Origin of the sequence: Bradyrhizobium sp. 22 (assembly GCF_000482425.1) — a bacterium.
GTDB lineage: Bacteria > Pseudomonadota > Alphaproteobacteria > Rhizobiales > Xanthobacteraceae > Bradyrhizobium > Bradyrhizobium japonicum_B.
This window is the reverse complement of the sequence record NZ_KI519399.1, coordinates 3,732,702-3,759,481: the sequence shown is the minus strand read 5'-3', so window position 1 is coordinate 3,759,481 and position 26,780 is coordinate 3,732,702. Positions and strand designations below refer to the sequence as shown.

The following is a 26,780-nucleotide window of genomic DNA, read 5'->3' as shown; positions in this document are numbered from 1 at the left end:
TGAAGTTCATCAGGGCATCCTTAATGCGAACGGCCGGCTTGCGCCGGCCGTTCAGGACTTGTTGACCATGTGCGCGCCGCGCGCGCGACGCCTACTTCGAGCGCCGCTTCACCTCGCGCACGGCGCCGCGCGCGGCGCTGGTGGTGAGCGCAGCGTAAGCTTGGAGCGCGGTCGAGACGTTGCGCTTGCGGCCCACTGCCTGCCAGGCCAGATCGCCCTTCGCCTCTTCCGCGGCGCGGCGCTTGGCAAGCTCCTCGTCGGAGACCTCAAGCGTGATGCTGCGGTTCGGGATGTCGATGGCGATGATGTCGCCGGTACGCACCAGGCCGATATTGCCGCCTTCGGCGGCTTCCGGCGACAGATGGCCGATCGACAGGCCGGACGAGCCGCCGGAGAAGCGGCCGTCGGTGACGAGCGCGCAGGCTTTGCCGAGGCCCATCGATTTCAGATAGCTGGTCGGATACAGCATCTCCTGCATGCCGGGACCGCCGCGTGGGCCCTCATAGATGATGACCACGACCTCGCCGGCGACGACCTTGCCGCCGAGAATGCCTTCCACCGCCGCGTCCTGGCTTTCGAACACGCGCGCCGGGCCGGAGAATTTCAGGATCGAGGCGTCGACGCCGGCGGTCTTCACGATGCAGCCGTCCTGCGCGAGGTTGCCGTAGAGCACGGCGAGGCCGCCGTCCTTGCTGAAGGCATGTTCGAGATCGCGCACCACGCCCTTCGCGCGATCGGCGTCGAGCTCGTCGTAGCGGCGCTCCTGGCTGAAGGCGACTTGCGTGGGAATGCCGCCGGGCGAGGCGCGGTAGAACGTCCGCACCGCCTCGCTCTTGGTGCGCTTGATGTCCCAGCGCTCCAGCGCCTCGTTCATGGTCGGCGCGTGCACGGTCGAGACCGAGGTGTCGAGCAGGCCGGCACGATCGAGCTCGCCCAGGATGCCCATGATGCCGCCGGCGCGATGCACATCCTCGACATGGACGTCGGCAACCGACGGCGCGACCTTGCACAGCACCGGCACGCGGCGCGACAGCCGGTCGATGTCCTTCATGGTGAAGGCGACCTGACCCTCATGGGCGGCGGCGAGCAGATGCAGCACGGTGTTGGTGGAGCCGCCCATGGCGATGTCGAGCGTCATGGCGTTCTCGAACGCCTTGAAGTTCGCGATGTTGCGCGGCAGCACGCTGGCATCGTCCTGCTCGTAGTAGCGGCGGACGAGATCCACGATGGTGTGGCCGGCCTCGACGAACAGGCGCTTGCGGTCGGCATGGGTGGCGACGACAGAGCCGTTGCCGGGCAGCGCGAGGCCGAGCGCCTCGGTCAGGCAGTTCATGGAATTGGCGGTGAACATGCCCGAGCAGGAGCCGCAGGTCGGGCACGCCGAACGCTCGATCACCTTGACGTCCTCGTCGCTGACCTTGGAATCGGCGGCGGCCACCATGGCGTCGATGAGGTCGACGGCCTTGGTCTTTCCGGCCAGCTTGACCTTGCCGGCCTCCATCGGCCCGCCCGAGACGAACACGGCGGGGATGTTGAGCCTGAGCGCTGCCATCAGCATGCCGGGCGTGATCTTGTCGCAATTGGAGATGCAGACGAGGCCGTCGGCGCAATGCGCGTTGGCCATGTATTCGACGCTGTCGGCGATCAGCTCGCGCGACGGCAGGCTGTAGAGCATGCCGTCATGGCCCATGGCGATACCGTCATCGACCGCGATGGTGTTGAACTCCTTGGCAACGCCGCCGGCCTGCTCGATCTCGCGGGCCACGAGCTGGCCGAGGTCCTTCAGATGCACGTGGCCGGGCACGAACTGGGTGAAGGAGTTGACGACCGCGATGATCGGCTTGCCGAAATCGCCGTCCTTCATGCCCGTCGCGCGCCAGAGGCCGCGGGCGCCCGCCATGTTGCGGCCGTGGGTGGTGGTGCGGGAGCGATAGGCTGGCATGGCGGTTTCCGTCCTTGGTTTGACCGGCCGGGCGGGAAAATCTGGCGTCGCCTCAGGCCTTTGTGGCCGGATAGCGCACGGACTGGGCCGGCGCAACGGGAACTTGGGCATGACAGGGCTCCCCTGCTCCCGGCGGGGGGTTCTCTCGTGCCCCGGACGCAGCGCAGCGTCCCTTCGACGGTGCGCTGCAGAGCCGGGGCCCATGTGGCAGCGCGTACCGTCGGCTCCTGGGTCCCGGCTCGCGCTTCGCGCGTCCGGGACACGGGATCATCCCCTACTGCAACGTCGGGTCGAGCCGGTCGCGCAGCCAGTCGCCGATCACGGACACTGCCAGCGTGGTGATCACGATGGTGGTGGCCGGCGCCAGCATGATCCAGGGCGCGCGGGTCAGGTATTCCCGGCCGTAGCCGACCATGTTGCCGAGGCTGGTCATCGGCGGCTGCACGCCGAGGCCGAGGAAGGACAGGCCCGATTCCATCAGGATCACCTCGGGGAAGACCAGCGTGGTCGAGACGATCAGGGTCGAGGCGATGTTGGGCAGGATGTGCCCGAGGTAGATCCGCTGCGGCGTTGCCCCCAGCTGGCGGACCGCGGCGGCGTAGCCTTGTGCGTTGGCGGAGATGGCAAGGCCGCGCGCGATGCGGGCGTAGCGTTCCCAGCCGAACAGGCCCATCAAGCCGATCAGGAGCGGCAGCGAATTGCCGAAGAAGGCGAGCACGGCCAGCGCCATGATCAGAAACGGCATGCTGGCCTGGAAGTCGGTCAGCATCAGCACGAACTGCTCGGCGGCCCCGCGGAAATGCGCGGCGAGGAATCCGAGCGTGGTGCCAACGATCGCGGAGATCGCCGTGGCGCCGAAGGCGATCAGCAGCGAGATCCGGATCGAGACCAGAAGCCGCGACAGCACGTCCCGGCCGAGCTCGTCGGTGCCGAGCCAGTGCACGGCATTGCCCGGCGCCGACAGCCGGTTGCGCAGGTCGAGCTGGGTGAAGCCGTAAGGCGCGATCTTCTCGGCGAAGGCGGCGATGACGAGCATGGCGACGATCCAGCCGATCGCCAGCGCGACCGAAACCGGAATGGCCGGCAGGCTGAAGCGGCGCGAGAACGCTTTGCTGTCCTTCAGCGTCGCGTCGGTCATGCATGCGCTCCCTTGGCGCGCAGGCGCGGATCGAGAAAGCCGTAGAGGAAGTCGACGATCAGGTTTGACGTGACCATGGTCATGGCGACCAGCAGCAGGATGCATTGCACGACGGCAAGGTCGCGGTTGGCGACGGCGACGACGAGCAGGCGCCCTACTCCCGGCCAGGCAAACACGCTCTCGACCACCACCGCGCCTGCGATCAGGGTGCCCACCATGAAGCCGAGAATGGTCACGGTCGGGATCGCCGCGTTCGGCAGCGCATGTGACGTCACCACCTTGCGCCACGGCAGGCCTTTGGCGGATGCGGTGCGGATATAGGGCTGGCCCAGCACCTCCAGCATGGCGCTGCGGGTGAAGCGCGCCAGCACCGCGGCGCCCCCTAAGCTCAGCGTCGTGATCGGCAAGATGGCATGGCGCCAGCTGTCCTGCCCGCCCGACGGCAGCCAGCCGAGCTGCACGGCGAAGACCAGAACCAGGATCAGCGCGAGCACGAAGCTCGGCACGGTGAAGCCCGCGACCGCCGTCGTCATCACGGCACGATCGATGGCGGAACCCCGGTGCAGCGCCGCGTAGATGCCGGCGGGAACGCCGAGCGCGACCTTGAAGAAGAAGGCCGGCAGGGTCAGCGCCAGCGTCGCCGGGATGCGCTCCAGCACCAGCTGGATCGCGGGCCGTCCGTCGCGCATCGAGCGGCCGAGCTCGCCCTTGGCGATGGCACCGAAATAATCGAGATACTGAAACCAGATGGGATCATCGAGGCCCCAGGCCTTGCGGAACGCCGCGAGCACTTCGGGCGGCGCCTCCGGCCCCAGGATCATCAGCGCGGGATCGCCCGACAGCCGCAACACGACGAAGGCGAAGGTGACGACGAGGACAATTGTGAGCGCAGCGCGTCCGATGCGGATGGCGAAATAGCGTCCCATCAGGCTGCATCCCGCGTTTGCGCGCCCGTGACGAGGTGGCAGGCCACCTGCCGGTCGCCGCCGACGGCAGCCAGCGCCGGCACTTCGCTCGCACAGCGGGCGATGGCGCGCGGGCAGCGCGGATGGAAGGCACAGCCTTGTGGACGCGCCGCCGGGTTCGGCGGATCGCCTGACAGGACGATGCGGCCGGCGCTGCGGCGGCCCGGCGCTGGCGAGGCCGAAACCAGCGCCTGGGTATAGGGATGCTCGGGGCGCGCAAACAGGTCGTCGGCACTGCCGATCTCGACGATGCGGCCGAGATACATCACGGCGACGACATTGCTGATCTGGCGGACGACGCGCAGATCGTGGCTGATGAACAGCAGCGTCAGCGACAATTGCGCCTGGAGATCGCAGAGCAGGTTCACCACCTGGGCCTGGATCGAGACGTCGAGCGCGCTGACCGGCTCGTCACAGACCAGGAAGTCGGGCTTGGTGGCGAGCGCCCGCGCCAGCACGATGCGCTGGCGCTGGCCGCCGGACAGCGCACCCGGATAGCGCGCGCCGTGCGCCGGCGTCAGCTCGACCGCGCGCAGCAATTCGCGGACGCACTCCTCGCGCTCGGCGGGCGTGCCGATGCCGTGGATGTCGAGCGGCTCGCGGATTTGCGTTGCGACCGGCAAGCGCCGGTCCAGCGCGCCGAGCGGATCCTGGAAGATCATCTGCATGCGTGCCCGCTGCGCGCGCCATGCGGCCGTTGCGGGCACGGCCATCGGCTTGCCGTCGAACCGCACCTCGCCGCGATCGGGCGGCTCAAGGCCGAGCACGATACGTCCCGTCGTCGATTTGCCCGAGCCGGACTCGCCGACGAGACCGAGCGTCTGCCCCCTGGCAATCGCGAGCGACACGCCGTCGACGGCGTGCACGGCCGTAGCCCGGCCGAACATTCCCGAGCGCATCGCATAGCTGCGCGAGATCGCGGACACCTCGACGAGCGGCGGGCTCATTCGGCAGCGATCCCAAGCAGCGCGCGGCGCGAGGCCTCGGCCCGGATGCAGGCGACGCGGCGGTCATCCGCGATCGGCGCCAGCGCCGGCGCGGCAAGGCTGCACGGCTCGGACGCCAGCGCGCAACGCGGCTCGAAGGCGCATCCACCAGGCATCTTTGCGGGATCGGGCACCGTTCCGGGAATGGCGGTGAGACGGCGCCGGGGCCCGTCGAGCGGCGGCAGCGCACCGATCAGGCCCTGCGCATAGGGGTGCGCGGGATCGGCGAAGAGCTGGTTGCTGGGAGCTTCCTCAATGATGCGGCCGGCATACATCACCGCGACGCGGTCGCAGTTCTCGGCGACGACGCCGAGGTCGTGGCTGATCAGCACCATCGCCATGCCGAGCTCGCGGCGCACCGTCGAGAGCAGCTCCAGGATCTGGGCCTGGATGGTGGCATCGAGCGCGGTGGTCGGCTCGTCCGCGATCAGGAGGTCCGGATTTCCGGCGAGCGCCATCGCGATCATGACGCGCTGGACCTGGCCGCCGGAGAACTCGTGCGGATAGGCGTCCAGCCGCCGGCCCGCGTCGGGAATGCCGACGAGATCGAGCAGCCGCCGCGCTTCCGCCTTCGCGGCTTGGCCTTGGAGATCGCGATGCAGCGCCAGCGCTTCGCAGAGCTGCCTGCGGATCGTCAGCACCGGGTTGAGCGCGCTCGCCGGATCCTGGAAGATCATGGCGATGCGCCCGCCCCTGACATGGTCGAGCTCGGTGGCCGGCGCGCCGAGAATCTCACGCCCTTCGAGCCGCACCTTGCCGGAGACCTGCGCATGCCGCGGCAACAGGCCGAGTGCGGCGAGCCAGGTCACCGACTTGCCGGAGCCGGACTCGCCGACGAGACCGAGGGCCTCGCCCTTCTGCAAGCTGAGATCGACGCCGCGCAGGACCGGCACGCCGCTGAAGGCGACGCGGAGACCTGCAATGTTGACCAGCGGCGCCACGGCTACGCCTCGAAATTGCCGGCGCGGAAATCCATCGCGAAGGCGGGTGCGGCCTTCCACTTGATCGATTTCGGCTTGGCGGTGAAGGTCGCGTTCTGATGCAGCACGGTGTAGGCGGGGTCCTCGCGCTCGGCGATCTCCAACATGCGGCGGAACGCCTTCTTGCGTGCGGCCCGGTCGGTCGAGGTCTCCAGGAATTCGGAGAGCTTGTTCAGCTCGACGTTGGTCCACTCGCCGATCTGCTGCTGCTGACCGTTCGGACCATGCTGGGCCACCAGCGAGGACACGGGATCGTTGAACGCGGCCGAGTTCGACCAGTCGCGCACGGCGCGGGCCGGCCCGCGTTCCATGATCTGCGACCAGTTCTCCTTGGTCTCGATCTGCACGTTGAGGCCGACCGACTTCCACATCTCGACCAGGATCTGCGCGGTCGCGACCTGGTTGGTGTAGTAATTGTTGAGCAGGCGATAGGGAATCGGGTCGCCCTTGTAATTGGCCTGCTTGAGCAGATCCTGCGCCAGCTTCGGATCATACGCGGGCACGGCCCAATCGGCGTTGAACATGTCACCGTAGAACTCCCATTGCAGCCCCTTCGGCACGCGGGTGCGGCCGGCCCACAGGCTGTCGACGATCGCCTGGCGGTCGATCGCATGGGTGAAGGCGCGCCGCACAAGCGGATTGGCCAGCACGGCGTGGTTCTTGTCGAACACGGTCAGGCGGTGGTTGAGGATGGTGCCACCCTGCACTTCGAACGCCGAATTCTTCTCGATGCCGGCGATCTGGTCCGGCGGGATGTCGCAGGCGAACTGGTATTCGCCCGACAGCAGGCCGTTGATGCGGCTCGCGACCTCCGGCACTTCGAGGAAGCGGATGCGCTTGAGCGGCGGACGGCCGCCCCAATATTCGTCGTGCGCTTCGAGGGTCAACGAGACGTCGGGCCTGAGCTCGACCACCTTGTAGGGACCGGTGGTGATCGGCTTGCGCGCCCAGTCGAGATAGCTCGCGGATTCCTCCCAGGCGCGGCGATTCATGATGTCGGAGCCGTAGCGCTGCAGCCGCCCCTCGATGGTGACGTCGGGCGTCGCGTTGTAGAATCGCACGGTGTACTTGTCGACGGCATCGACGCGCGCGAGGTCCGGCCAGATGCGGCGGGCGACGGCGGGCACGTCGGGCGGCAGCTCCTTGCCCGGCCGCGGCGTCGGGATCTTCTCGAAGGCCTTGATGGTGGAGCGGTTCTTGGCCTCGGTGTCGCCGAACATGCGCTCGCGGCTGAAGGTGAAGACGACGTCCTCGGCCGTCAGCTCGTCGCCATTGTGGAACTTGACGCCCTGGCGCAGCTTCACCTCGACGGTCTGGTCATCGATGCGGCGCCATTCGGTGGCAAGGCCCGGCACGGCTTCGAGATTGCCGCGCCAGTTCTTCGAGATCAGGCCTTCCCAGATCGAGGAGAAGAACACGCGCTCGCCGACATTGGACTGCTCGCGCAGCACGTCGAGCACGTTGGCGTTGGTGACCTTCTGCACGGCGATCGTCACCGACGGACGGCTGTCGCCCTGCGCGATGGCAAAGCGCGGCAGCAGCAACGTGCTTGCGGCCGCGCCGCCGGATTTCAGGATGGTGCGACGGGTAAGCTTGCTCATGGCGGTAATTCCTGCCCTGGATGATGCGGTTATTCGGCGAGACCGAGCGCGGCGAGATGGGCTGCGCCGGCGCGGACGTCGTCGTGATTGCGAAGTTCGAGGATCAGCCGCGGGTTGGACGTCAGCCGGCCCAGCGCGCGGAACACGGTGACCCAGGGGATGTTGCCCTCGCCCGGGGCCCAGTGCCGGTCGGCAAAGCCGTCAGTGTCCTGCAGATGCACATGAGTGAGCATGTCGCCGGCGGTCTCGACGTAATAGTCGACCGGCGGCGCGCCGGTGGAGATGTGGGCGTAATTGGCGTGGCCGGTGTCGAGCGAAACGCGCACCTTGCCGCTCTCGAGCGCCCTGGCGAGGCGCACGCGGTCGCGCGGGTCCTTGTCCTCGATGTTCTCGATGACGATTTCGCATCCGATCGTCTCGGCACGCGCGATCACTTCGGCAAGCGTCGCCTTGACGCGCTCGACGATATTGCTGCGATTGTCCGGATAGAGATCGAGATTGTTGTGGTCCCAGGTCGTGAACGGCGAGTGGATCACCATCTGCGTCGCGCCGAGGAACTCGGCGGCGTCGAGGCCCTGAAGCAGGCGCTTGGTCACCGCCTGGCGGATCATGGGATCGTGGCTGTCGATCTTGAAGCCCCAGAACGGACCGTGGATGCCGAGCCGGCCGGTATGGCCCGACAGCATCTGCTTGATCTCGCCGGCGGTGCTGCGCCAATCGCTGTCGAGAAGATCGGCGCGGAAGAAATCCTGGATTTCGAGATCGCGCTGCCGCTCCAGAAGCCAGTCGCGATGCGCGGGAATCGATTTGATGGACAATGCGGCGCCCAGCACCGGCTTCGACATGGCTTGCTCCTTGACCGTCAGCGATGACGGGAGCAGCGCTAGACCAGTTCGATGACAGGCCGGTGAAATGCAGGTTCTGCAGCGCCGGGAGATGTGGACATCCTGTCGACGATGCGCTCGGGTTCAGGCAACCCGCGATCGCGCACCGATGCCGAACGGACACATCGCAACCGGTATTCGTGTCCGTAGTGATCCGGAATGGAATCCTAGCCAGGCTTCGCGTACATCGCGGGACATCGATCGGCGGCCACTTCCACGGGCATCACCCTCTGATCGCGCTACATGGGGTTGGGGGACCACATGGGGCGGGGGATTGAAGGCTGGGGCAAGGTGACGAGGTCCGGACTCCTAGGCACTCCGGACCTCGACACTTTCTGAGATTGAACGCAATCTGAGACTGAACGCAATGACGCGCCGTCCGGCTGGGGCATCCGGGCGGCGCGTTGTCGTTTCAGAGTCGTGTTGCGCTCAGCGCGTCTGCGGCTCCAGAGTCACCGTGCAGTCGCCCTGTCCTTGCGTCGCGACCACGATGTTGCCCGCGGGAGCGCCGAGGGCGATCGGCGCGGAGGAGCCGCCGCCGGGCATCTGGACAATCACGCTCATGGAATCCCCGCGCGCGGTCGATCCGACGGTCGAAGGTTCTGCCTGGGCGACGTTACCCGAAGCGTCACGCCGCATGATCTGGCAGTTCACATTGCTTGCACCGGCTGCCGCCATGCTCGATGAAGCGCTGCCGCTCATTTGCGCGCGGGCCCGCGACGGATCGCGCGGCACCTGGCTGACGATGCGATGCGTGCGCGGCTCAACGATGACGACCTCGTCTTCCGTCGCGAAATATTCGTAGTCGCGATACGCCGGCTCGATCGACACGATCTCGGGCGGCAGCCGGTGCAGACGCACGCGCGGCGGAATCGTCTCGCCGATCCGGATCGAGATGTTCAGATTGCGCTCCGGCTGGGCCAGGCGGGCACGGCTCACCGTTTCGGAGATCCGCACCTGCTTCTCGGTGGTCACCTGGGTCTGCTGATTGACCTGCGTGTTGGTCTGGGTGGTCTGATTGGCTTGATTGGTCTGCGTCCCGGAAGGCGCGGTCTGCGCATTGTTGGTCGGAGCCGTCCGGCTCGTGTCCGTCGCGGTGGCTGGCCGGTCAGTCTGCTGCGCAGGCTGGGCCTGGTTCTGCTCCTTGTTAGTCGCAGCCCCAGTCCGCTCGTTCCGCTGACCGGCGGGGCCGGTCTTGGATTTCTCCGACTCGGCCGTTGATTTCTGCGGCGCAGACTTGTCCTGCTTATCCTGCTTGGTCTCAGCGCTGCTCTTGCTGTCGCGGCCCGGTTTGGTGCTCTCGGCCTCACGGTTGCGATCGCGCGCAGGCTCGCGGGATTCTTGTGCCTGGTCCCTGCCCTTCGGCTGGTTACGCTCGGCAGAATTGGCCGGCTGGCGCTTGTCGTCGCTCGCCTCCTGCTTGGCAGCGCCGCCCTTGTCTTCGCGGCCCGCGCCTTGCAGTCGCTCCTGGGCGCCCTGTGCGCGCTCTTGAACACGTTCTTGAACGCGTTCTTGGACGCCGCCGCGCTGCGGCGCCGCGCCTTTCGCCGGCTCCTCGGTCCGTTTCGGCTCGTCTCTGCGCTCACCGGGCCCCTGGGCGTAGGCGAAGCCGGAAGCGAGCATCAATCCAATGGCCGCAGTCGATAGCATCAAGTGCTTAGGCATGGTCCCTCTCCTCGAGAATTCGCAACAACACACGCGAACGTTCTGTAGGTACGAAGGTTCCTGAGCAGGAACGAGGGGCCGAGTTACGCCTGGCTCACATCGGGTCCTTGAGCGTGAGGCGGGCTGTGAATGTCACGCTGGTCTTGCCGACCAGCGCCATGCCTTCGACCTCGGCGCCGCCGGCGGAATAGTCGCCCGAGAAGCCGCAGGTGACCTCCCTGCCGCCGAAGGCGAGCGTCCGGCCGACGGCTTCGGTATGCTGGTTGACGATCATGTCGCCGCGCCACTTGCCGTTCCGGAAGGTGTAGCTGCCAGTGTAATAGAAGTAGCTGTCGCCGCCCATGATGCGGCCGTCGCAGAGCATGACGACGCCCCTCGCCTGGCCGCGCTTGCCGTCGCGCATCTCGATGTCGAAGATGTAGAGGCCGTTGACGACCCTGGCCTCCTCCTGTGCTCCATCCACCGTCGACATCCGATTATCCCCCACCGATCCGCTGCCCCATCAGCTGGGCACGTTCCGCTCGAGATCCTCGAGCCAGGCCGCCGCGCTCGAATCCGACGGCGCGCGCCAATCGCCGCGGGGCGACAATGAGCCGCCCGCCGAGACCTTCGGACCGTTCGGCATCGCCGAGCGCTTGAACTGGCTGAACGCGAAGAAGCGGCGCAGGAACACTTCGAGCCAGCGGCGGATCTCCGGCAGATCATACGCCCTGCGCCGGTCGCTCGGGAAGGCCGGCGGCCATTCGCCCTTGGCCACGTCCTTCCAGGCGTGCTGCGCCATGAAGGCGATCTTGGACGGCCGCATGCCGAACCGCAGCGTGTAGAACAGGTTGAAATCCTGCAGCTCGTACGGTCCGACCGCCGCTTCCGTGCTCTGCGGCTTCTGGCCGGCCTCCACCGGCACCAGCTCGGGCGAGATTTCAGCGGTCAGGATCGCGCCGAGCGTGCGGTTGACGTCGTCGCTGAACTGCTTCGACGAGACCACCCAGCGGATCAGGTGCTGGATCAGCGTCTTCGGCACCCCGGCATTGACGTTGTAATGCGCCATCTGGTCGCCGACGCCATAGGTGCACCAGCCGAGCGCGAGCTCGGAGAGATCGCCGGTACCGATCACGATGCCGCCGTGATGGTTGGCGAGCCGGAACAGATAATCCGTACGCAGGCCGGCCTGAACGTTCTCGAAGGTGACGTCGTAGACCTTCTCGCCCCGGCCGAAGGGATGACCGATGTCCTTCAGCATCTGCGTCGCCGTGGTGCGGATGTCGAGTTCCTGCCAGCTCGTGTGCAATGCCTGCATCAGCGCCAGCGCGTGGCTCTTGCTTTCGCTGCCGGTGGCAAAGCCCGGCATGGTGTAGGCTAGGATATTCTCGCGTGGCAGGCCGAGCAGATCGACCGCCTTGGCGGCGACGATCAGCGCGTGGGTGGAATCGAGCCCGCCCGAGACGCCGATCACAACGCGCTTGGTGCCGGTGGCACGCATGCGCTGCACGAGGCCTGCGACCTGGATGTTGTAGGCCTCGTAGCAATCATGCTCGAGCAGGCTTTCGTCGCTCGGCACGAACGGGAAGCGCTCGACCTTGCGCAGGAAGCCGATGTCGGCGGCCGGTGGCTTCAACGCGAATGTCACCTTGCGGAAAAACGCCTCGCGCTGGCGGCGGTTGTCGTCGAACGTGCCCATCAGCGCGCGCTCCTGCCTCAGCAGGTCGAGATCGATATCTGCACTGGTGATCTGGCCGCTCTGCCGGAACCGCTCGCCCTCGGCCAGTAGCACGCCGTTCTCGTAGATCGAGGTCTGGCCGTCCCAGGACAGATCCGTGGTCGATTCCCCTGCCCCGGCGGCCGCGTAGACGTAAGCCGCGAGACAGCGCGCCGATGTCGATTGGCACAGCAGCGCGCGCGAGCGCGCCCGGCCGATCGTGATCGGGCTGCCCGAGAGGTTGATCAGCACGCTCGCGCCGGCGAGCGCAAGCTCCGAGGCCGGCGTGACCGGGATCCACATGTCCTCGCAGATCTCGACGCCGATAACGAGGCCCGGAACGTCCTCGGCGGAGAACAGCAGGTCGACGCCGAACGGGGCATGCAGCCCGCCGAACGCGATCGTCTCTCCGACCATGCCGGCACCGGAGGCGAAATGCCGGCCCTCGTAGAATTCGCGGTAGGTCGGCAAATAGCTCTTCGGCACCACGCCGAGAACGTTGCCGCGATGAATGATGACGGCGCAATTGTAGATGCGATGGCCAAAGCGCAGCGGCGCGCCGACGATCAGGACCGGCATCAGGCCCGCGGAGGCCTCGACGAGGCCGGCGAGACCGCGTTCGACCGCGTCGAGCAGCGGGTCCTGCTTGACCAGATCCTCGATCGCGTAACCGGACAGGCACAGCTCGGGAAACACGGCGACCGCCACCGACTGCTCATGGCAGGCGTTGGCTGCCGCCAGCACCGCCTTTGCATTGGCCGAGGGATCGGCGACATGGGACGTGGTGACACAGGCGGCCACGCGCGCAAATCCATGGGCGTAGATCGAGTGGAAAGTCATCGAGCGCAGTACCCTTGATCTCTTCGCTGCCGAAGCCGTCAGCTCCGGACCATATGTAGCCCATCGGCCCGGTCCCGTGCAGGCCATCCGCCGTCATGCATAACGGATTTGCAGGGCCGCCGGTTCGCGCCCGACGAGCTCAGGCGCTGCGGGCCAGCACGCCCGACAGGTCGTCGCGCAGCCATTCGGCGATCCGCGGCCAGGCATGCGCGTGGGTGCGCGCGCCCATGAACAGGCCGAGATGGTTGCTCGGCTCGGAAGCCGCGGCAATGAAGGCCGGCGGCGTGCCGAGCAGACCGGCCGTGGCGAGCGCCTGCGCAGCCGGCACGACGTCGTCGTCGAGCCCGGCGAGCAGGAAAACCGGCGCCTTGACGTCCTTCGGATCGATCGTGCGACCGAGCGCCTTGAAGCTGCCGGCTGCGATCTGGTTCTCCCGGAATATCCGGTTGACGACCTCCAGATAATACGCACCGGGCAGATCGAGCGTCTCCGCGTTCCAATGCTCGAAGCGCGCGAGCAGCGCCGCGCCTTCCTCGTCCGACAGCTCTCTCTGCAACGCCGCCACGATGTCATCGTGGTTCGGCGCCTTGGACCACAAGCGGAGCATCTCCCCGCCGCTGACATTGCCGCCGCCGCGGGCGACGAGCTGGTCATAGACCATGTCGGGTGCGTTGCGGGTGAGCCGGCCCAACGAGGATTCGATCGACAGGTCGACGGGCGCGCCTGCCAGCACCAGCCGCCGCACCTTGGCCGGAAAGCGCGCCGCATAGAGCAGCGACAGCCAACCGCCCTGGCACAGGCCGACCAGATCGACCGGCGCGCCGATCTCGTCGACGGCCACGTTGAGATCGCCGAGATAGCTGTCGATAGAGAGATAGCGCATGTCCGGCGAGGCCGATCGCCAATCGGTGAGGTAGATCCGATCGATGCCGCCCGCTTGCAGAGACTGCACCACGCTGTGGCCAGGCGCGAAATCGGCGATCAAGGCCCGGTGCAGCGCATAGGGCGCGCACACCAGCACCGGCTGGCCGGACCGGCCCTGCGAGCAATCGCGCAGGTGCATCGTCGCGAGCTCGAGCGCAACACGGTTGGGCGTCGTCCACGGCAGCTTGCTCTCGTCATGCTCGGCCCGGCCGCGCTCGACCCACCAGAAGCACGCGTCCATGGCCAGCCGGGCTGCCGTGAACGGCCATAGCAGCGGCTCGTTGGATGCATGGTCCGGTCCGCTCGCCTGTTTGCCGATCTTGTCCACCATGACGAGGTCCCTATAGAAACGCCTCGAGGCTGACGACGGAGATGCCGAGGTCGCGAAAGCTTCGATGGGCCGCGGCCACCGAGCCGTCGAGATCGATGCCGCGGCAGGCGTCCTCGATAACAGCCACCTCCAACCCCGCCTTGCGCGCATCCTCCGCCGAGAAGCGGACGCAGAAATCCAGCGCCAGACCGGCGACAAAGACAGTCTTCAGCTCGCGTTCGCGCAAATAGCCGAGCAGGCCGGTCGCCGTCTTATGGTCGTTCTCGAACAATGCCGAATAGGAATCGATGCCGCGGCGAAACCCCTTGCGCACCACCAAGCTTGCCCTCACCACGTCGAGATCGCGGTGGAATTCGGCACCCGAGGTGCCCTGCACGCAATGCGCCGGCCAGAGCACCTGGGTGCCATAGTCGAGCTCGATGGTCTGGAACGGCTGCCTGCCCGCATGATTCGTCGCGAACGAAACGTGGTCGCGCGGATGCCAGTCCTGGGTCAGCACCACATTGGCGAATTTTTGGGCGATCCGGTTGATGGCGGGGACGACCTTCTCACCGCCGGGAACGGCGAGCGCTCCGCCCGTGCAGAAGTCGTTCTGCACGTCGATCGCCAGCAGCACGTCGTGGTCGGAAATCTTCATCGCCAGTCCCATTCCATGTGCCCGGTGCAGCGGCCGCCGGACAGGCCCCCCAGTGTCGGTCTTCCCGCCCGGCTTCGCAACCGCCGGCACCGTGCAAAACCTGCGCGAATTGGTCGCCGGACCAGCACCAGCATGCAACGGTTTGGCCACGTCCGTGTTGACTAGGCGCACCCGAGGGCGGATTCTCGAACTGTCGTGACGGGTGGATGGGGTCGAAGGCGCGGAGGAGAGGGTTGCCGAGGCCGGAAGGCGGCGGCAACCACGAGATCATGAATATCGGCAAGACAGGACAGATTCTTCTCGCCGATATCGGCGGCACCAATGCGCGCTTCGCGCTGAGCCAGAGCGAATTGGGCCAAGGCGGTCAATCCGGACCGATCGACTATGTGAAAGTCGCCGATTTCCCGACGGTTCGGGAGGCCATTGCGGACGTCCTGGCGCGCCGGGCCGGTGGCGAGCAGCCCCGCAGGGCCGTGCTCGCCGTGGCGGGACCCGTGACCAACAACCGCTGCGTCATGACCAACAGCCCCTGGGTCATCGACGGCAACGAGCTGCAAGCGGCTCTGGGCCTCGACAGCGTCCACGTGCTCAACGACTTCGAGGTGGTCGCCTGGTCCCTGCCCGCCTTGCAGCCTGCCGATCTGATCCCGCTCGGCGGAGGCGATGGCCTGTCCGGCGAGCCGTTGCTGGTGGTCGGACCCGGAACCGGCTTTGGCGTCTCCTGTCTGGTCCAGCGCCATGGCGCGCGCCTCGCTGTCGTCACCGAAGCCGGCCACGCGACCCTGCCGGCGGAGAATGAGCGTGAGGAACGCGTGATCGCCTGCTTGCGCCGACGCCTCGGCCACGTCTCCATAGAGCGCGGCGCCCTCTCGGGATCCGGGCTGCAAAATCTCTACGAAGCCTTGGCGGAAGTTGACGGCGCTCAGGTGCCGCATCGCGATGCTGCCGGCATCACCAAGGCGGCCCTGGAGGGCAGCTGTCCCCTCAGCCGGGCGACGCTCGAGATGTTCTGCGCCATCCTGGGCTCGGTCGCCGGCAATCTCGCGGTGACATTCGGCGCCCGCGGCGGCGTTTATGTCGCCGGCGGAATCGTGCCGCGCTTTCCCGAGTTCCTGATGGCCTCCGCGTTCCGGCCGCGCTTCGAAGCCAAGGGCCGGTTGCAGGACTATTTGCGCAACATCCCAACCAGGCTGGTGATCAAGCGAGATGCGAGCTTCGTCGGCCTGAAGATGTTTGCCGACCATACTGTGGATTGAGCTACGGGAACTCTCTCCACGCGTTGGTTCCAATATTCACAGGTGATTCAGCGTCCGCGCGGTTCCACGCATGAACACGCTTGCCTCCATGTTCCCGATGCGAAACAATCAAGCCGTGTGTGGCGTAGTTGCGGGGGGGCGTGACATGCGTAAGCAGGATCTGGGTTTCGACTATCACCGCTATCATCGCCTGCTGAGCGAGGCCGATGACGAAGACAAGCGGCTGGCCCTGATCGATCTCTTGATCGAGGAAAAGGCGCGAGACCGGCTGGCCGCACAGCGCGCCTCGGACCGGGCGGCCATGACGGCCCATACCATTGCCAGGGTGCTGAAGAACGGCCGCAACTGAGGTGCGGCGTCGTCGTCAACAACGCGGCATATGTGCCGTCGCTCAGTTCGGCGCCTTGGCCGGGACTTCGGGAAACATCGAATCGATCATCGCCTTGAGCTGATCCATCGCGATTGGCTTGCGCAGGATCGGCCGGCGCCGGAGCAAGGACGGCAGCAGTTCGGGCCCGTAACCGGTGGCGAACAGGAACGGCTTGCCGCGACGTTCGATCAAGTCGGCGACGGGATCGACGTAGACGCCCATCAGGTTGATGTCGAGGATGGCCAGATCGTATTGAGCGGTCATGGCAAACGCGCTCGCGTCCCGCACATTGTCCGCTTCCGCGACGACGTGGTGGCCGAGTTCCGTCACCATGTCGGCGATCATCATCCGGATCAACGCCTCGTCTTCGACCAGGAAAACGGAGAGTCCGTCCGCCATTTCAACTCCGCAGTCAGCTTGCGAAGCTAACCATACATCAATTGCGGAGGGGATACACGAATTCGTGGCGGGCGCCGTTAATTCAGAGGCGCCCGATCCGATTCAACTTGATCAATCCAATCCGCGCTCGTGGCTCAGGCGCACCATCTCCTGGATGAAGACCTGCTTCTGCTTGTCATCGAGGCTCGAATAGAGCGGCTCGGCGGCGTCGGCGACATTGCGCTGGTCGGCGGCACGGTCGATCAGGAACTGCGCCTCGTTGCGCATCTGCTCGATGATGTCGTCGGGCGGATCCCGCTTGGCGCGCGCAACCCGCAAGTTGAGCCGCTCTGCACCATTATGTCCCAGGTAGTGCATCGCGCTCGAGAAACCGTACCAGTGCTTCTCCTGTTCGGGCGTCAGGTTCAGCTCGGTCTTGATCCGCTCGATGTAGGAATCGCTGTTGGCCACGATCTGCTCGGCGGTCTGCTGCGGCGCGCCGGGCTGGGTGAGGACGGTGACGTCCTTGTTGTCCTTGCCCTGCGGTGCGTTCTTCGCCTCCTTGCTCGCCTTGCCGCCCTTGCCCGCTTTGGCACTCTTGGCGTCCTTGTCCTTGGCTGCGCCCTGCTGCTTGGCGTCCTTGCTGGATTCCTTGGCGGCCGGCGGCGGATTGCCGGCATTGTTGTTGCCGACGCCAAGCACGCCGGTGAAAACGCCGACGACGCCGCCGATGGCGCCGCCGAGCACGCCGCCGACCGGACCTGCCGCCTTGTTTCCGGCCGCCGCGCCGTCCTGAACGCCTTTGACCAGACCTTGCGCATTGGCCGCGGCGGCACCGAGCAGCAGAGCGCATACGGCGCCGAGCGCGATGCATCGCCGCATGTGAAGCCGCGCTGACGGCGCCAGGTTGATCATTCTCGTCTCCATCGTCGATCTCGCTCGCCTGTTGGGCGGCAGCCAAGCCGCCCGCCGCAACTCTATCGTTTCCACCGCTTCTCGGTCCAGCCGCGGCCAAGTGCTGTCCACGCCCGAAAAGTCTTTTGAGCGAAGCGGTTATGCAGGCTTGTTCGAAACTGCGGCGTAATTGCGCACGGATCGTTCCGGGCCGGTTCACGCGAAGTGTGCGTCGCAAAAACAGGCAGTCGCGCTCACGACCGCCGCAGCGCGTCCCGCCGTTCAGGACACAACGTTAGTTCTATGCACGAGCCGTTCGGGTTTCTCGACAGACGCGATCAATCATGATCTGATCGCGCTACCAATTTGCTGAGGGCATCGGTGAATTGCCATCGGGCCGACGGCATCAATAAGAAAATCGAACAACAAGAAACTCGGAAAAGACGTCTTAGAGGAAACTCCAACAACAACACCCAAGCGAGGAAACGAGATGTCACGCAAGAGACTGACGCGACGTCAATTTGTGGCTGCCACTGCAATGTCCTCCGCGGCGCTGATCTCGGCGCCCTACGTCCGGGGCGCATACGCCGCCGGCAAGCTCTCGATCGGCTTCTGGGACCATTGGGTTCCGGGCGCCAACAAGGCCTCGACGGATCTGGTCAACGAATGGGCCGCGAAGGAGAAGGTCGAAGTCACCATCGACTACATCCCCAGCCAGGGTAACAAGAACCTGCTGACCATCGCCGCCGAAGCGCAGGCGAAATCCGGCCATGATATCTTCGCGATGCCAACGTGGTGGGCGCATTCCAATGCCGACCAGTTGGAGAACGTTGCCGACATCATGGGGCCGATCATCGCCGAGAACGGCGAGGTGAACGGCACGGCCAAATATCTCGGCACGGTCGGGACCAAATGGCTCGGCGTTCCCGCCTGCGTCGGCAGTCAAATCAAGGGCCCCTGCTCTCGCATCGACCTGATGAAGAAGCACGCGGGGATCGACGTACAGGAGATGTATCCGGCCGGCTCTCAACCGAAGGCCGACAACTGGACCCTGGAAACATTCCTGAAAGCTGCCGAAGCCTGTCACAAGGCGGGCGTCCCGTTCGGCATCGGCCTCGGCGAGACCACCGACAACGTCGACACGGCGGGCGCGATCTTCCTGTCGTTCGGGGCCCAGCTCGTCGACGCCAAGGGCAATCTCACCGTCAAGACCGACGCGGTTCGTCAGGCGCTCGATTTCTACAAGAAGCTGATCGGCTTCCTGCCGCCCGACGTCGCAGCCTGGGACGACGCATCCAACAACAAATGGCTGGTCTCCGGCAGGGGTGCGATGATCATGAACCCGCCGAGCGCCTGGGCCGTCGCCAAACGCGACGCGCCGCAGGTTGCGGAGCAATGCTGGACCCACGGATTCCCGGCAGGGCCGAAGGGCCGCTTTGCACCCTACCTGCCGTATTTCTGGAGCATCTGGAACTTCTCCAAGAACAAGGAAGCAGCGAAGAGCCTGCTGGTGGCGTTGTCGAAGCCGGCAGCCATCGAAAAGATGGTCACGGCCAGCGGCGGCTACGACTTGCCGGCTTATGAGAAGCTGACGACGCTGAAGGTCTGGCAGGAAGAGGGCCCGCCGAAAGGCACACTCTACCACTATCCAAATCCCTACAAGCATCAGACGCTGTCGATTGCAGCTTCGCCTGCGCCTCCGAAGATCGCACAGCAGATCTATGCGCAGGCGACGCTCACCAAGATGTGCCTGCGGTATCACCAGGGCGAATCGATGGAGAAGACGCTCGCCTGGGCCGAAGGCGAATGCGAAGGCTTCATGCGGAGCTGAACCGGAACGGCTCGCCGCGACGGTCTCAGGCCCGCTCGCGGCGAGTCTTCCGTCTCACTCACCTGACGAGAGCCGACGGCTTCGGCTCTCGAACCTTCCAAAAGTCGGGTCTACCGACCAAACCGCGCGAGGAAATGCATCATGGCGGATGTCGCATTGCAGCCAGACAGGGCTGGCGCAGCGCAACCGGCGCGAAAACGCTCCAGTCTGCAAAAGGCGCTCAAACGCAAATCGACTGCGGCGTTTCTGATGACGCTACCGCTGATCATTCTCATCACGCTTCTGGTGCTTTATCCCGCGTTCTATTCGCTTCACCTGGCGACGCTCAACAAGTCGATGCAGAGATTTGTCGGTCTCGGCAATTTCGAGTTCCTGTTCAAGCGCGACACGTTCTGGCTGGTCGTCAAGCAATCCTGCATCTTCGCCATCACCGCCGTTCTGTTCAAAGCGCTGATCGGATTCATCGTCGCGCACTTCGTCCACAATATTCCGGCCAAGGGCCAGCGCAAATGGCGCGGCATGCTGCTGGTGCCCTGGGTCATCCCGCCCGCCATGAGCACGCTGGCATGGCTGTGGCTGTTCGACCCCTCCTATTCCGCGTTCAACTATACGCTGTCGTTCTTTGGAATCGGCCCGATCCCATGGACCGGCGACGCCGCCTGGGCGCGCTTCTCCGTCATCCTGGTCAACGTCTGGTACGGCGCGCCGTTCTTCATGATCATGTATCTGGCGGCCCTGAAATCGGTGCCCGACCAACTCTATGAAGCCGCGGCCATCGACGGCGCCAATTGGTGGCAGCGGATCTGGTACGTCACGCTGCCGATGATGCGCAACATCATCGCGATCACGACGCTGTTCTCGCTGATCGTGACCTTCGCCAATTTCGACATCGTGCGAATCCTGACCGCCGGCGGCCCGCTCGACCACACCCACATCTTCGCCACCTGGGCCTTCAGGATCGGCATCGAAGGAAGCGATATTCCGCTGGGCGCCAGCGTCTCCCTGTTCATGGTGCCAATCCTGGCGGTCGCAGCGATATTCATCCTGCGGGACGTCAACAAGCGCGGGAATGAAGCCTGATGAGCTCAGTCACGATAGACAAGGCCGCGCCGACGCGTACGGTCAAGTATGGAAGCATGAGCCGCGACCGCAAATGGGCGCTGCGGTGGTCGTACTTCTTTCTGACGCTGTTTGCGATCTTCTCGCTGCTGCCGCCGATCTACATGCTGATCACCTCGCTCAAGAGCAGCGCCGAAATCTCGGCTGCGACCAATCCATGGTGGGTCTTCCATCCCACTCTCGAGAACTATGTCGGCCTCCTGACCTCGAACCAGTTCCTGCGCTTCTTCTGGAATTCGGCGCTGGTCTCGATTTTCGTGGTCACCATCACGATGCTGATCAGCGTGCCTGCGGCATTCGCCCTGGCGCGGATGCGGTTCTGGGGCTCGGCCACGCTGGCGACCGGCGTGTTCCTGACTTACCTCATTCCGGACAGCCTGTTGTTCATTCCGCTGTTCAAGGTGTTCGCCCTGTTCGGCGACTGGACCGGCATCCAGCTCATCAACCGCTGGTACGTGCTGCTCTTCATCTATCCGACGCTGACGGTGCCGTTCTGCACCTGGATCATGATCGGCTATTTCGCCTCGATCCCGAAGGAGCTCGACGAGGCCGCGATCATCGATGGCGCCTCCTGGTTCCAGACGCTCACCCGGATTTTCATTCCGGTAGCGCTGCCGGGGCTGATCGCCGCGACCATCTTCGCCTTCACGGTGTCCTGGGCGCAGTTCCTCTATCCGCTCGTGTTCACCACGTCCACGGACCAGCTCGTGCTGCCGGTCGGCATCATCACGACGCTGATCAAGGGCGACGTGTTCAACTGGGGACAGATCATGACCGGCGCACTGCTCGGCGCGGCGCCGCCGCTGATCATCTACGCCTTCCTGATGGACTATTACATTGCCGGCCTGACCGCCGGTGCGACAAAGGGTTGAGAACTCATGGCTGACGTTGCTTTGCGGAAGGTAGTCAAGCGTTACGACGACGTCGAAGCCGTGCGCGGCATCGACCTCGACATTGCCGACCACGAGTTCATCGTGCTGGTCGGCCCCTCCGGCTGCGGCAAGTCGACCACGCTGCGCATGATCGCAGGCCTCGAGGACATCAGCGACGGCGACATCATGATCGGCGGCGACATCGTCAACGACGTGCCGCCGAAGGACCGCGACATCGCCATGGTGTTCCAGAACTACGCGCTCTACCCGCACATGACGGTCGCGGAGAACATGTCGTTCGGGCTGCGCCTGAAGCACTATCCCAAGGCCGAGATCAAGGCGCGGGTGACGGAAGCCGCGCGCCTGCTCGACATCACCGACCTGATCGACCGCAAGCCGAAGCAGCTCTCCGGCGGCCAGCGCCAGCGCGTCGCGATGGGCCGGGCCATCGTGCGCAATCCGAAGGTCTTCCTGTTCGACGAGCCGCTGTCCAATCTCGACGCGAAGCTGCGCGTGCAGATGCGGATCGAGATCAAGAAGGTGCACCAGAAGGTGCGCACCACCACCGTCTACGTCACCCACGACCAGGTCGAGGCGATGACGCTGGCCGACCGCGTCGTGGTGATGAACAAGGGACGGATCGAGCAGATCGGCACGCCGAACGAGCTCTATCACAAGCCCGCTACGCGCTTCGTCGCCGGCTTCATCGGCTCGCCCGCGATGAACTTCATCCCGTGCCGGCTCGAGGACGTCGGCGGCACGCTGCAGATCCGCCTCACCGACCGCATCGCCTTCCCGCTGCCGCCGGCCCGGGCCGCGCGCTACAATTCGCTGCCGCGCACCGACAAGCTGCTGCTCGGCCTCCGGCCCGAGCATCTCACCGAATCTCATGCGCATCTTGAGCCCGGCGTCGAGACCTTCGACACCGTGCTCGACGTCACCGAGCCGATGGGAATGGAGACCCTGGTCTATTTCGGGCTCGATGGCACACCGGTCTGCGGCCGCGTCAATCCCAATGCCGGCGCCAAGGACGGGGCACCCATGCGTTTGGCGATGGACCTCAACAATATGCACCTGCTAAACGAGGCGACCGGCGCCGTGTTGTGACGCCGGTTCAAGAAACTCGCGCAGGCAGGGGACGATGGCGACCAACAAGAAGAAGATTTTCGTTACGCAAACTTTGTCACAAGGGGCACGCGCCCTCCTCACCCAGCGGGACGATATCGAGCTCGTCGAGTTTCCGAACCTGATTTCGGCGGGGGACTTCGAGGCTTTGCTGAAGAGCCATGCGCCGGTCCACGGCGTCGCGCTCGGCGCCACCGCCTTCGGCGAGACCGAGCTCGAGGCCGCAAAGGACATGAAGGTGGTGACCCGCATCGGCGTCGGCTACGACGCCGTCGACGTGCCCGCCCTCTCCCGCCGCAAGGTGCCGCTGATGGTCGCCGGCAGCGCCAACTCGCCTTCGGTTGCGGAAGCCGCGCTGTTCATGATGCTGACGCTGGCCAAGCGCGCCCAGGAATTGCATTCCTGCGTCAAGGACGGCAAATGGGCCGATCGGCTCGGCATGCTGCCGTTCGATCTCTACGGCAAGACCGTGCTGGTGATCGGCTTCGGCCGCATCGGCAGCCGCACCGCCAAGCGCTGCCTGGCATTCGAAATGAACGTCCAGGTCTACGATCCTTACAAGCCTGCCGCCGAGATCAAGGCTGCCGGCTGCGAGCCCGTTGTCGACCTCGACGCCGCGCTGCCCAATGCCGATTTCGTCACCATCCACTGCCCGAAGACGCCGGAGACGATCGGCCTGTTCGATGCTGACAGGATCGGCCGGATGAAGCCGACATCCTATCTCATCAACACCGCACGCGGCGGCATCGTCAAGGAAGCCGCGCTCCACGACGCGCTGGTCTCGGGCAAGCTCGCCGGCGCCGGCATCGACGTGTTCGAGGTGGAGCCGCCGCCGGTCAGCAACGCGCTGTTCGCCCTGCCCAACGTCATCATCGCCCCGCACGTCGCCGGCGTCACGGTCGAGGCGGTCCAGCGCATGAGCGAGCAGACTGCGCGCAACATCCTGAGTGTGCTCGACGGCGATCCGATCCGGCAGAACGTAATCAATCAGGACGTGCTCGGCTAATCTGAGCTGAGCTGGAGCTCCTGGCGGGCGACGGAAGCGCCTGCCTTCGGAACGCCCGGAAGCGTCCCATTTTGGCGCAGATCGGGCCCCAACTCAGCCTTAATCAAGCGCGCCTAATGTTCCCGGCCGCGGCGGCAGTGGGACAGACGAGCCGACCGCGTCGAGCTGGAGGATGGAGCCTTGTCAGAGATCGACCCGACCGACCACGCGCTGGCGACCATCGCCAGCATTCTGGAGAACCCCGAGCCCGTTCTGGTCATTCGCAAGACCGAGACCGAGATCGTGGTGTCCGGAGAGCGCGAGCATGTGGACTCCGACGAGCATCGGGTCGTCGACGAATATCCGGCGGTCGAAGAGCATCCGCCGCTGGAAGAGCATCCTGTCGTCGAGGAGCCGCCGCTGGTGCCGGAGCACACCGATGCCGACGGCTACAGCAAGGTCGGGCCCGGACCCATGGTCGCGATCCGTCTCAAATGGACGGTCCATCGCGGTGACGACGGCCAGTATTACGTCCATGAAACCATCGGCGAACAATCCGCGCCCGTGGTCAGCGGCCCCATGACGAGCGAGGCCGCGGTGCATTTCGTCGATACCCAGCAGGACGAGGCGAATCGGCGCTTCGAGCTGCTGCGCAGCGAGATCGCCGGCCGCAGCTCGCTGGCCGACTACGAGCGCAAGGGCGAAGCCTAGCGCTGCACCTGGAGACCTTTCTACACCTCTTTCTCTCGGGGAGAGGTGTAGACCGAGCCTCCGCAACTACTTCCTTCCGAGAAAATCCTTTTTCACGAGCTCGACGCCGGCGTGCCGCAGCAGGTCGTAGGCGGTCGTGACGTGGAAGAAGAACTGGGGGACGCTGAACGTCAGTAGCAGCGTCCGCCCCGTGAAGGGCAGCTCGGTCCCGTTCTTCAACTTGAAGAAGACGTTGCGGTCGGCTGCCGCCTCGATCTCCGCGCGCGGCAGGCTTTCGATGAACTCGATCGAGGTTGCAATTCGTGCCTGCAGCCCGGCCATGTCGTGCTCCAGCGCCGGCAGCGCCAACGGCTCGCACTCTGCCAGCAAGGCCGGCGCGACCACGGCATGGCGGCAGGCTTCGCCGACCTGCTGGGCGAGGTCGTACATGTTCGGCGCAAACCGCATGCTGAGCATCACCGCCGGGTTGAACTTGCGGGCCTCCGCATAGGCGACGCCCTTGTCGAGCAGGACCGACAGGTTACGCAAATACGGCACGAAGAGGCCGACCGAGGCCTCGTGCATTGAGATCGTCACGTTGAGATTCCCTTCAATTCCGCCTCGCTGGAAGCTCGCATCTGGTCTACATCCGCGCCGTAAAGAGCTGCACAATGACAGCTCGCGCAAGGGTGGAGAAGAGATGATCGTTCGAATGGCCGTTCGAATCCTGGCAGCTTTGGTCGTGGCCTTGCTGGCAAACCTTTCGGCGCAAGCGCAACAGGCGCCCTCGCGCCTCGACGAGATCGTCAAGCGCGGCACCTTGCGCGTCGGCATGACCGGCGACTACAAGCCCTTCACCTATCTGGACAAGGCGACGCAGAAGTTCAGCGGCTTCGATGTCGACATGGCCGAAGCGCTCGGCAAGGCGCTCGGGGTCCAGGTCGAGTTCGTCCTGACGGCCTGGCCGAAGCTGATGAAGGATTTCGAGGCCGACCAGTTCGACATCGCGATGGGCGGCGTCTCGGTCACGCTGGACCGGCAGAAGAAGGGCTTCTTCTCGACGCCGATCATGCGCGAGGGCAAGACGCCGATCGTCCGCTGCGCCGACGTCGGCAAGTACCAGAGCATCGCCGACATCGACAAGAAGGGCACCCGCGTGATCGTCAATCCTGGCGGCACCAACGAGCGCTTTGCACGCGCCAACATCAAGGACGCCGAGATCACGGTCTTCCCCGACAACACCGTGATCTTCGACGAGATCGCCAAGGGCAATGCCGATCTGATGATGACGGATGCCTCGGAGACGCGCTACCAGCAGAAGCAGCACGCCGGCGTGCTCTGCGCCGTGCACCCGGAAAAGCCGTTCGATTTCTCCGAGAAGGCCTACTGGCTCCAGCGCGACGTAGCCCTGAAGGCCTTCGTCGACCAATGGCTGCACATTTCCATGGAAGACGGCAGCTACAGGAAGATCTACGCCGCCTGGTTCGATTAGGCATTCTCGGGGAGCCTGCATGGGAATGGCGCCTCAGGCCGCGTCCTCCTGTCGCTTGCCTCGGCCCAACTTTGGGCCGGTCCCTCGCCTATTGAACCCTGAACAGCAGGACGGCGACTCATACCGAGACAGTGATCTAGATCACTTTCTGCAATCGAACCGATGCGTAAGCGTCGGTGCGGGGACCACCTGTTCAGGAGATGGAAATGAGGAAGCTGTTGGCCACGGCCGCATTCCTTTTGGCGAGCACCGCTGCCCAGGCGCAGTACACGTTCGAATATGGCGGACGCACCATCCGCATCGACCCCGACCGCGGCACGGTGCAGATCCCCGGCGTGTACGACAACACCGGCCAGAAGGCCAAGAAGGCCAAGAAGAACGAGACGGCGCCGGGCCAGCAGCCGCCCCAGCAAGCCATTGTCGAGCCGCAAACGCCGGCAGCACCGGTTCCCGCGCCTGCCCCCGTCGCCCCGCCGCCTGCGGCTGCCCAAGCGGCTGCGCCGGCCGCTGCGGCCGTGGCGCCTCCGCCAGCTCAGCCTCCGGCGGCACCCCCCAGCAATGCGCCGGCCGAGACCGCGGTGCTGCCGCCGCCCGCGCCGCCTGCAGCCCCTCCGGCTGCCGCGCCGGCCACGCAGCAGGCCGCTCCCGCCGCGCCCGCCCCAGCCGTGGCTGCGGCTCCGCCGCCTCCCGCTCCGCCCCCTGCACCGGCGCCGGTTCAGGCCGCCGCGGTCGCTCCGCCCGCCCCGGCGACGGGGCCCACCCGCGATCTCAGTTCACCTCTCGGCGTCTGGCTCACCGAGGAGAAGGAAGGCAAGGTCCGCATCGAGCAATGCGGCAGCAATCTCTGCGGCTATTCAGTCGACAGCAAATCGAACCAGAACGGCGAGCAGGTTCTGATCAACATGAAGCCCGGCAAGGACCAGAAATGGTCCGGCCGCATTCTCGATCCGAATTCCGGCTCGACCTACGATTCGACCATCGCGATGAAGGGCACCGATCGCCTGCGCGTGCAGGGCTGCGCCTTCGGCGGCATGTTCTGCGGCGGCCAGACCTGGACGCGGGTGAACTGAGTTTCGACATCGACTTTCGACTGAAAAAGGGGCCCGCGATCCGGGCCCCTGCGCTTTTGCCGGGCCCTTAGCTGCGAGGTGCGCTGCCTCACAGAGCCCGCTGCGCGTG

The 26,780-nt window shown here is 65.5% G+C and carries 25 protein-coding genes; 10 read left to right on the top strand and 15 right to left on the bottom strand.

Annotation, left to right across the window (positions count from 1 at the left end; all coding sequences use genetic code 11):
* Positions 1–91: 91 nt before the first annotated feature.
* The 12 genes from ilvD to pncA all read right to left on the bottom strand — a co-directional run bounded on the left by ilvD (position 92) and on the right by pncA (position 14,601).
* A complete protein-coding gene (gene ilvD, locus K410_RS0119225) occupies positions 92–1,942 on the bottom strand; it encodes a dihydroxy-acid dehydratase (protein WP_028136391.1) in 1,851 nt (616 codons plus the stop codon).
* 274 nt (positions 1,943–2,216) lie between these two features.
* Entirely contained in the window at positions 2,217–3,080 is an 864-nt protein-coding gene (locus K410_RS0119220) for an ABC transporter permease (RefSeq protein WP_028136390.1), read from the bottom strand.
* Positions 3,077–4,006, bottom strand: a complete 930-nt coding sequence (locus K410_RS0119215; protein ID WP_028136389.1) for an ABC transporter permease — start codon at positions 4,004–4,006, stop codon at positions 3,077–3,079. Before K410_RS0119215 ends, K410_RS0119220 begins: the two co-directional genes overlap by 4 nt.
* On the bottom strand, positions 4,006–4,992 hold the full coding sequence (locus K410_RS0119210) for an ABC transporter ATP-binding protein (RefSeq protein ID WP_028136388.1): 987 nt from the start codon (positions 4,990–4,992) through the stop codon (positions 4,006–4,008). Before K410_RS0119210 ends, K410_RS0119215 begins: the two co-directional genes overlap by 1 nt.
* A complete protein-coding gene (locus tag K410_RS0119205) occupies positions 4,989–5,972 on the bottom strand; it encodes an ABC transporter ATP-binding protein (RefSeq protein WP_028136387.1) in 984 nt (327 codons plus the stop codon). The genes K410_RS0119210 and K410_RS0119205 overlap by 4 nt, the downstream gene beginning before the upstream one ends.
* A gap of 2 nt (positions 5,973–5,974) precedes the next feature.
* Positions 5,975–7,612 carry an ABC transporter substrate-binding protein gene (locus K410_RS0119200; protein WP_028136386.1) on the bottom strand — a complete coding sequence of 546 codons (1,638 nt, stop codon included), beginning with the start codon at positions 7,610–7,612 and terminating at the stop codon, positions 5,975–5,977.
* 29 nt (positions 7,613–7,641) lie between these two features.
* On the bottom strand, positions 7,642–8,457 hold the full coding sequence (locus tag K410_RS0119195) for a sugar phosphate isomerase/epimerase family protein (protein WP_028136385.1): 816 nt from the start codon (positions 8,455–8,457) through the stop codon (positions 7,642–7,644).
* Between the two features lie 468 nt (positions 8,458–8,925).
* A complete protein-coding gene (locus K410_RS0119185) occupies positions 8,926–10,161 on the bottom strand; it encodes a DUF1236 domain-containing protein (RefSeq protein ID WP_028136384.1) in 1,236 nt (411 codons plus the stop codon).
* Positions 10,162–10,255: 94 nt separating this feature from the next.
* Positions 10,256–10,633, bottom strand: a complete 378-nt coding sequence (locus K410_RS0119180; protein ID WP_028136383.1) for a GrlR family regulatory protein — start codon at positions 10,631–10,633, stop codon at positions 10,256–10,258.
* Between the two features lie 30 nt (positions 10,634–10,663).
* Entirely contained in the window at positions 10,664–12,697 is a 2,034-nt protein-coding gene (locus tag K410_RS0119175; protein ID WP_028136382.1) for an NAD(+) synthase, read from the bottom strand.
* Positions 12,698–12,836: 139 nt separating this feature from the next.
* Positions 12,837–13,952 (bottom strand): alpha/beta fold hydrolase, encoded by a 1,116-nt coding sequence (locus K410_RS0119170; protein WP_028136381.1) that lies wholly within the window; start codon positions 13,950–13,952, stop codon positions 12,837–12,839.
* A gap of 10 nt (positions 13,953–13,962) precedes the next feature.
* Positions 13,963–14,601 (bottom strand): bifunctional nicotinamidase/pyrazinamidase, encoded by a 639-nt coding sequence (pncA, locus tag K410_RS0119165; RefSeq protein ID WP_028136380.1) that lies wholly within the window; start codon positions 14,599–14,601, stop codon positions 13,963–13,965.
* 257 nt (positions 14,602–14,858) lie between these two features.
* Between pncA and glk the strand changes: the two genes are divergently transcribed.
* Both glk and K410_RS0119155 read left to right on the top strand, forming a co-directional pair.
* Positions 14,859–15,845, top strand: coding sequence for a glucokinase (gene glk / locus K410_RS0119160; protein ID WP_028136379.1), 987 nt, complete (start codon positions 14,859–14,861; stop codon positions 15,843–15,845).
* Positions 15,846–15,990: 145 nt separating this feature from the next.
* A complete protein-coding gene (locus K410_RS0119155; RefSeq protein ID WP_028136378.1) occupies positions 15,991–16,194 on the top strand; it encodes a hypothetical protein in 204 nt (67 codons plus the stop codon).
* 42 nt (positions 16,195–16,236) lie between these two features.
* On the opposite strand, the gene K410_RS0119150 is transcribed toward K410_RS0119155, so the two are convergent.
* Complete coding sequence (locus K410_RS0119150) at positions 16,237–16,614, bottom strand: response regulator (protein ID WP_028136377.1); 378 nt, start codon at positions 16,612–16,614, stop codon at positions 16,237–16,239.
* A 111-nt stretch (positions 16,615–16,725) separates the two neighbouring features.
* Entirely contained in the window at positions 16,726–17,508 is a 783-nt protein-coding gene (locus tag K410_RS0119145) for a Spy/CpxP family protein refolding chaperone (RefSeq protein ID WP_028136376.1), read from the bottom strand.
* Between the two features lie 469 nt (positions 17,509–17,977).
* Here K410_RS0119145 and K410_RS0119140 point away from each other — a divergent pair, with 469 nt between their 5' ends.
* The 6 genes from K410_RS0119140 to K410_RS40410 all read left to right on the top strand — a co-directional run bounded on the left by K410_RS0119140 (position 17,978) and on the right by K410_RS40410 (position 24,130).
* Entirely contained in the window at positions 17,978–19,318 is a 1,341-nt protein-coding gene (locus K410_RS0119140) for an ABC transporter substrate-binding protein (RefSeq protein WP_028136375.1), read from the top strand.
* 141 nt (positions 19,319–19,459) lie between these two features.
* Positions 19,460–20,398, top strand: coding sequence for a carbohydrate ABC transporter permease (locus K410_RS0119135; RefSeq protein ID WP_028136374.1), 939 nt, complete (start codon positions 19,460–19,462; stop codon positions 20,396–20,398).
* Positions 20,398–21,309, top strand: a complete 912-nt coding sequence (locus tag K410_RS0119130; RefSeq protein WP_025036339.1) for a carbohydrate ABC transporter permease — start codon at positions 20,398–20,400, stop codon at positions 21,307–21,309. The genes K410_RS0119135 and K410_RS0119130 overlap by 1 nt, the downstream gene beginning before the upstream one ends.
* A gap of 6 nt (positions 21,310–21,315) precedes the next feature.
* Positions 21,316–22,416 (top strand): ABC transporter ATP-binding protein, encoded by a 1,101-nt coding sequence (locus K410_RS0119125; RefSeq protein ID WP_028136373.1) that lies wholly within the window; start codon positions 21,316–21,318, stop codon positions 22,414–22,416.
* A 34-nt stretch (positions 22,417–22,450) separates the two neighbouring features.
* Positions 22,451–23,440, top strand: coding sequence for a hydroxyacid dehydrogenase (locus K410_RS0119120; protein WP_028136372.1), 990 nt, complete (start codon positions 22,451–22,453; stop codon positions 23,438–23,440).
* Between the two features lie 180 nt (positions 23,441–23,620).
* On the top strand, positions 23,621–24,130 hold the full coding sequence (locus K410_RS40410) for a hypothetical protein (protein ID WP_028136371.1): 510 nt from the start codon (positions 23,621–23,623) through the stop codon (positions 24,128–24,130).
* 66 nt (positions 24,131–24,196) lie between these two features.
* Here K410_RS40410 and K410_RS0119110 read toward each other — a convergent pair whose 3' ends face one another.
* On the bottom strand, positions 24,197–24,694 hold the full coding sequence (locus tag K410_RS0119110; RefSeq protein ID WP_049820103.1) for a DUF1993 domain-containing protein: 498 nt from the start codon (positions 24,692–24,694) through the stop codon (positions 24,197–24,199).
* Positions 24,695–24,821: 127 nt separating this feature from the next.
* Here K410_RS0119110 and K410_RS0119105 point away from each other — a divergent pair, with 127 nt between their 5' ends.
* The gene (locus K410_RS0119105) at positions 24,822–25,601 is read left to right on the top strand and encodes a transporter substrate-binding domain-containing protein (RefSeq protein WP_028136369.1); all 780 of its coding nucleotides are present in this window, start codon (positions 24,822–24,824) and stop codon (positions 25,599–25,601) included.
* A gap of 206 nt (positions 25,602–25,807) precedes the next feature.
* A complete protein-coding gene (locus tag K410_RS0119100) occupies positions 25,808–26,671 on the top strand; it encodes a DUF2147 domain-containing protein (RefSeq protein WP_028136368.1) in 864 nt (287 codons plus the stop codon).
* Positions 26,672–26,780 lie beyond the last annotated feature (109 nt).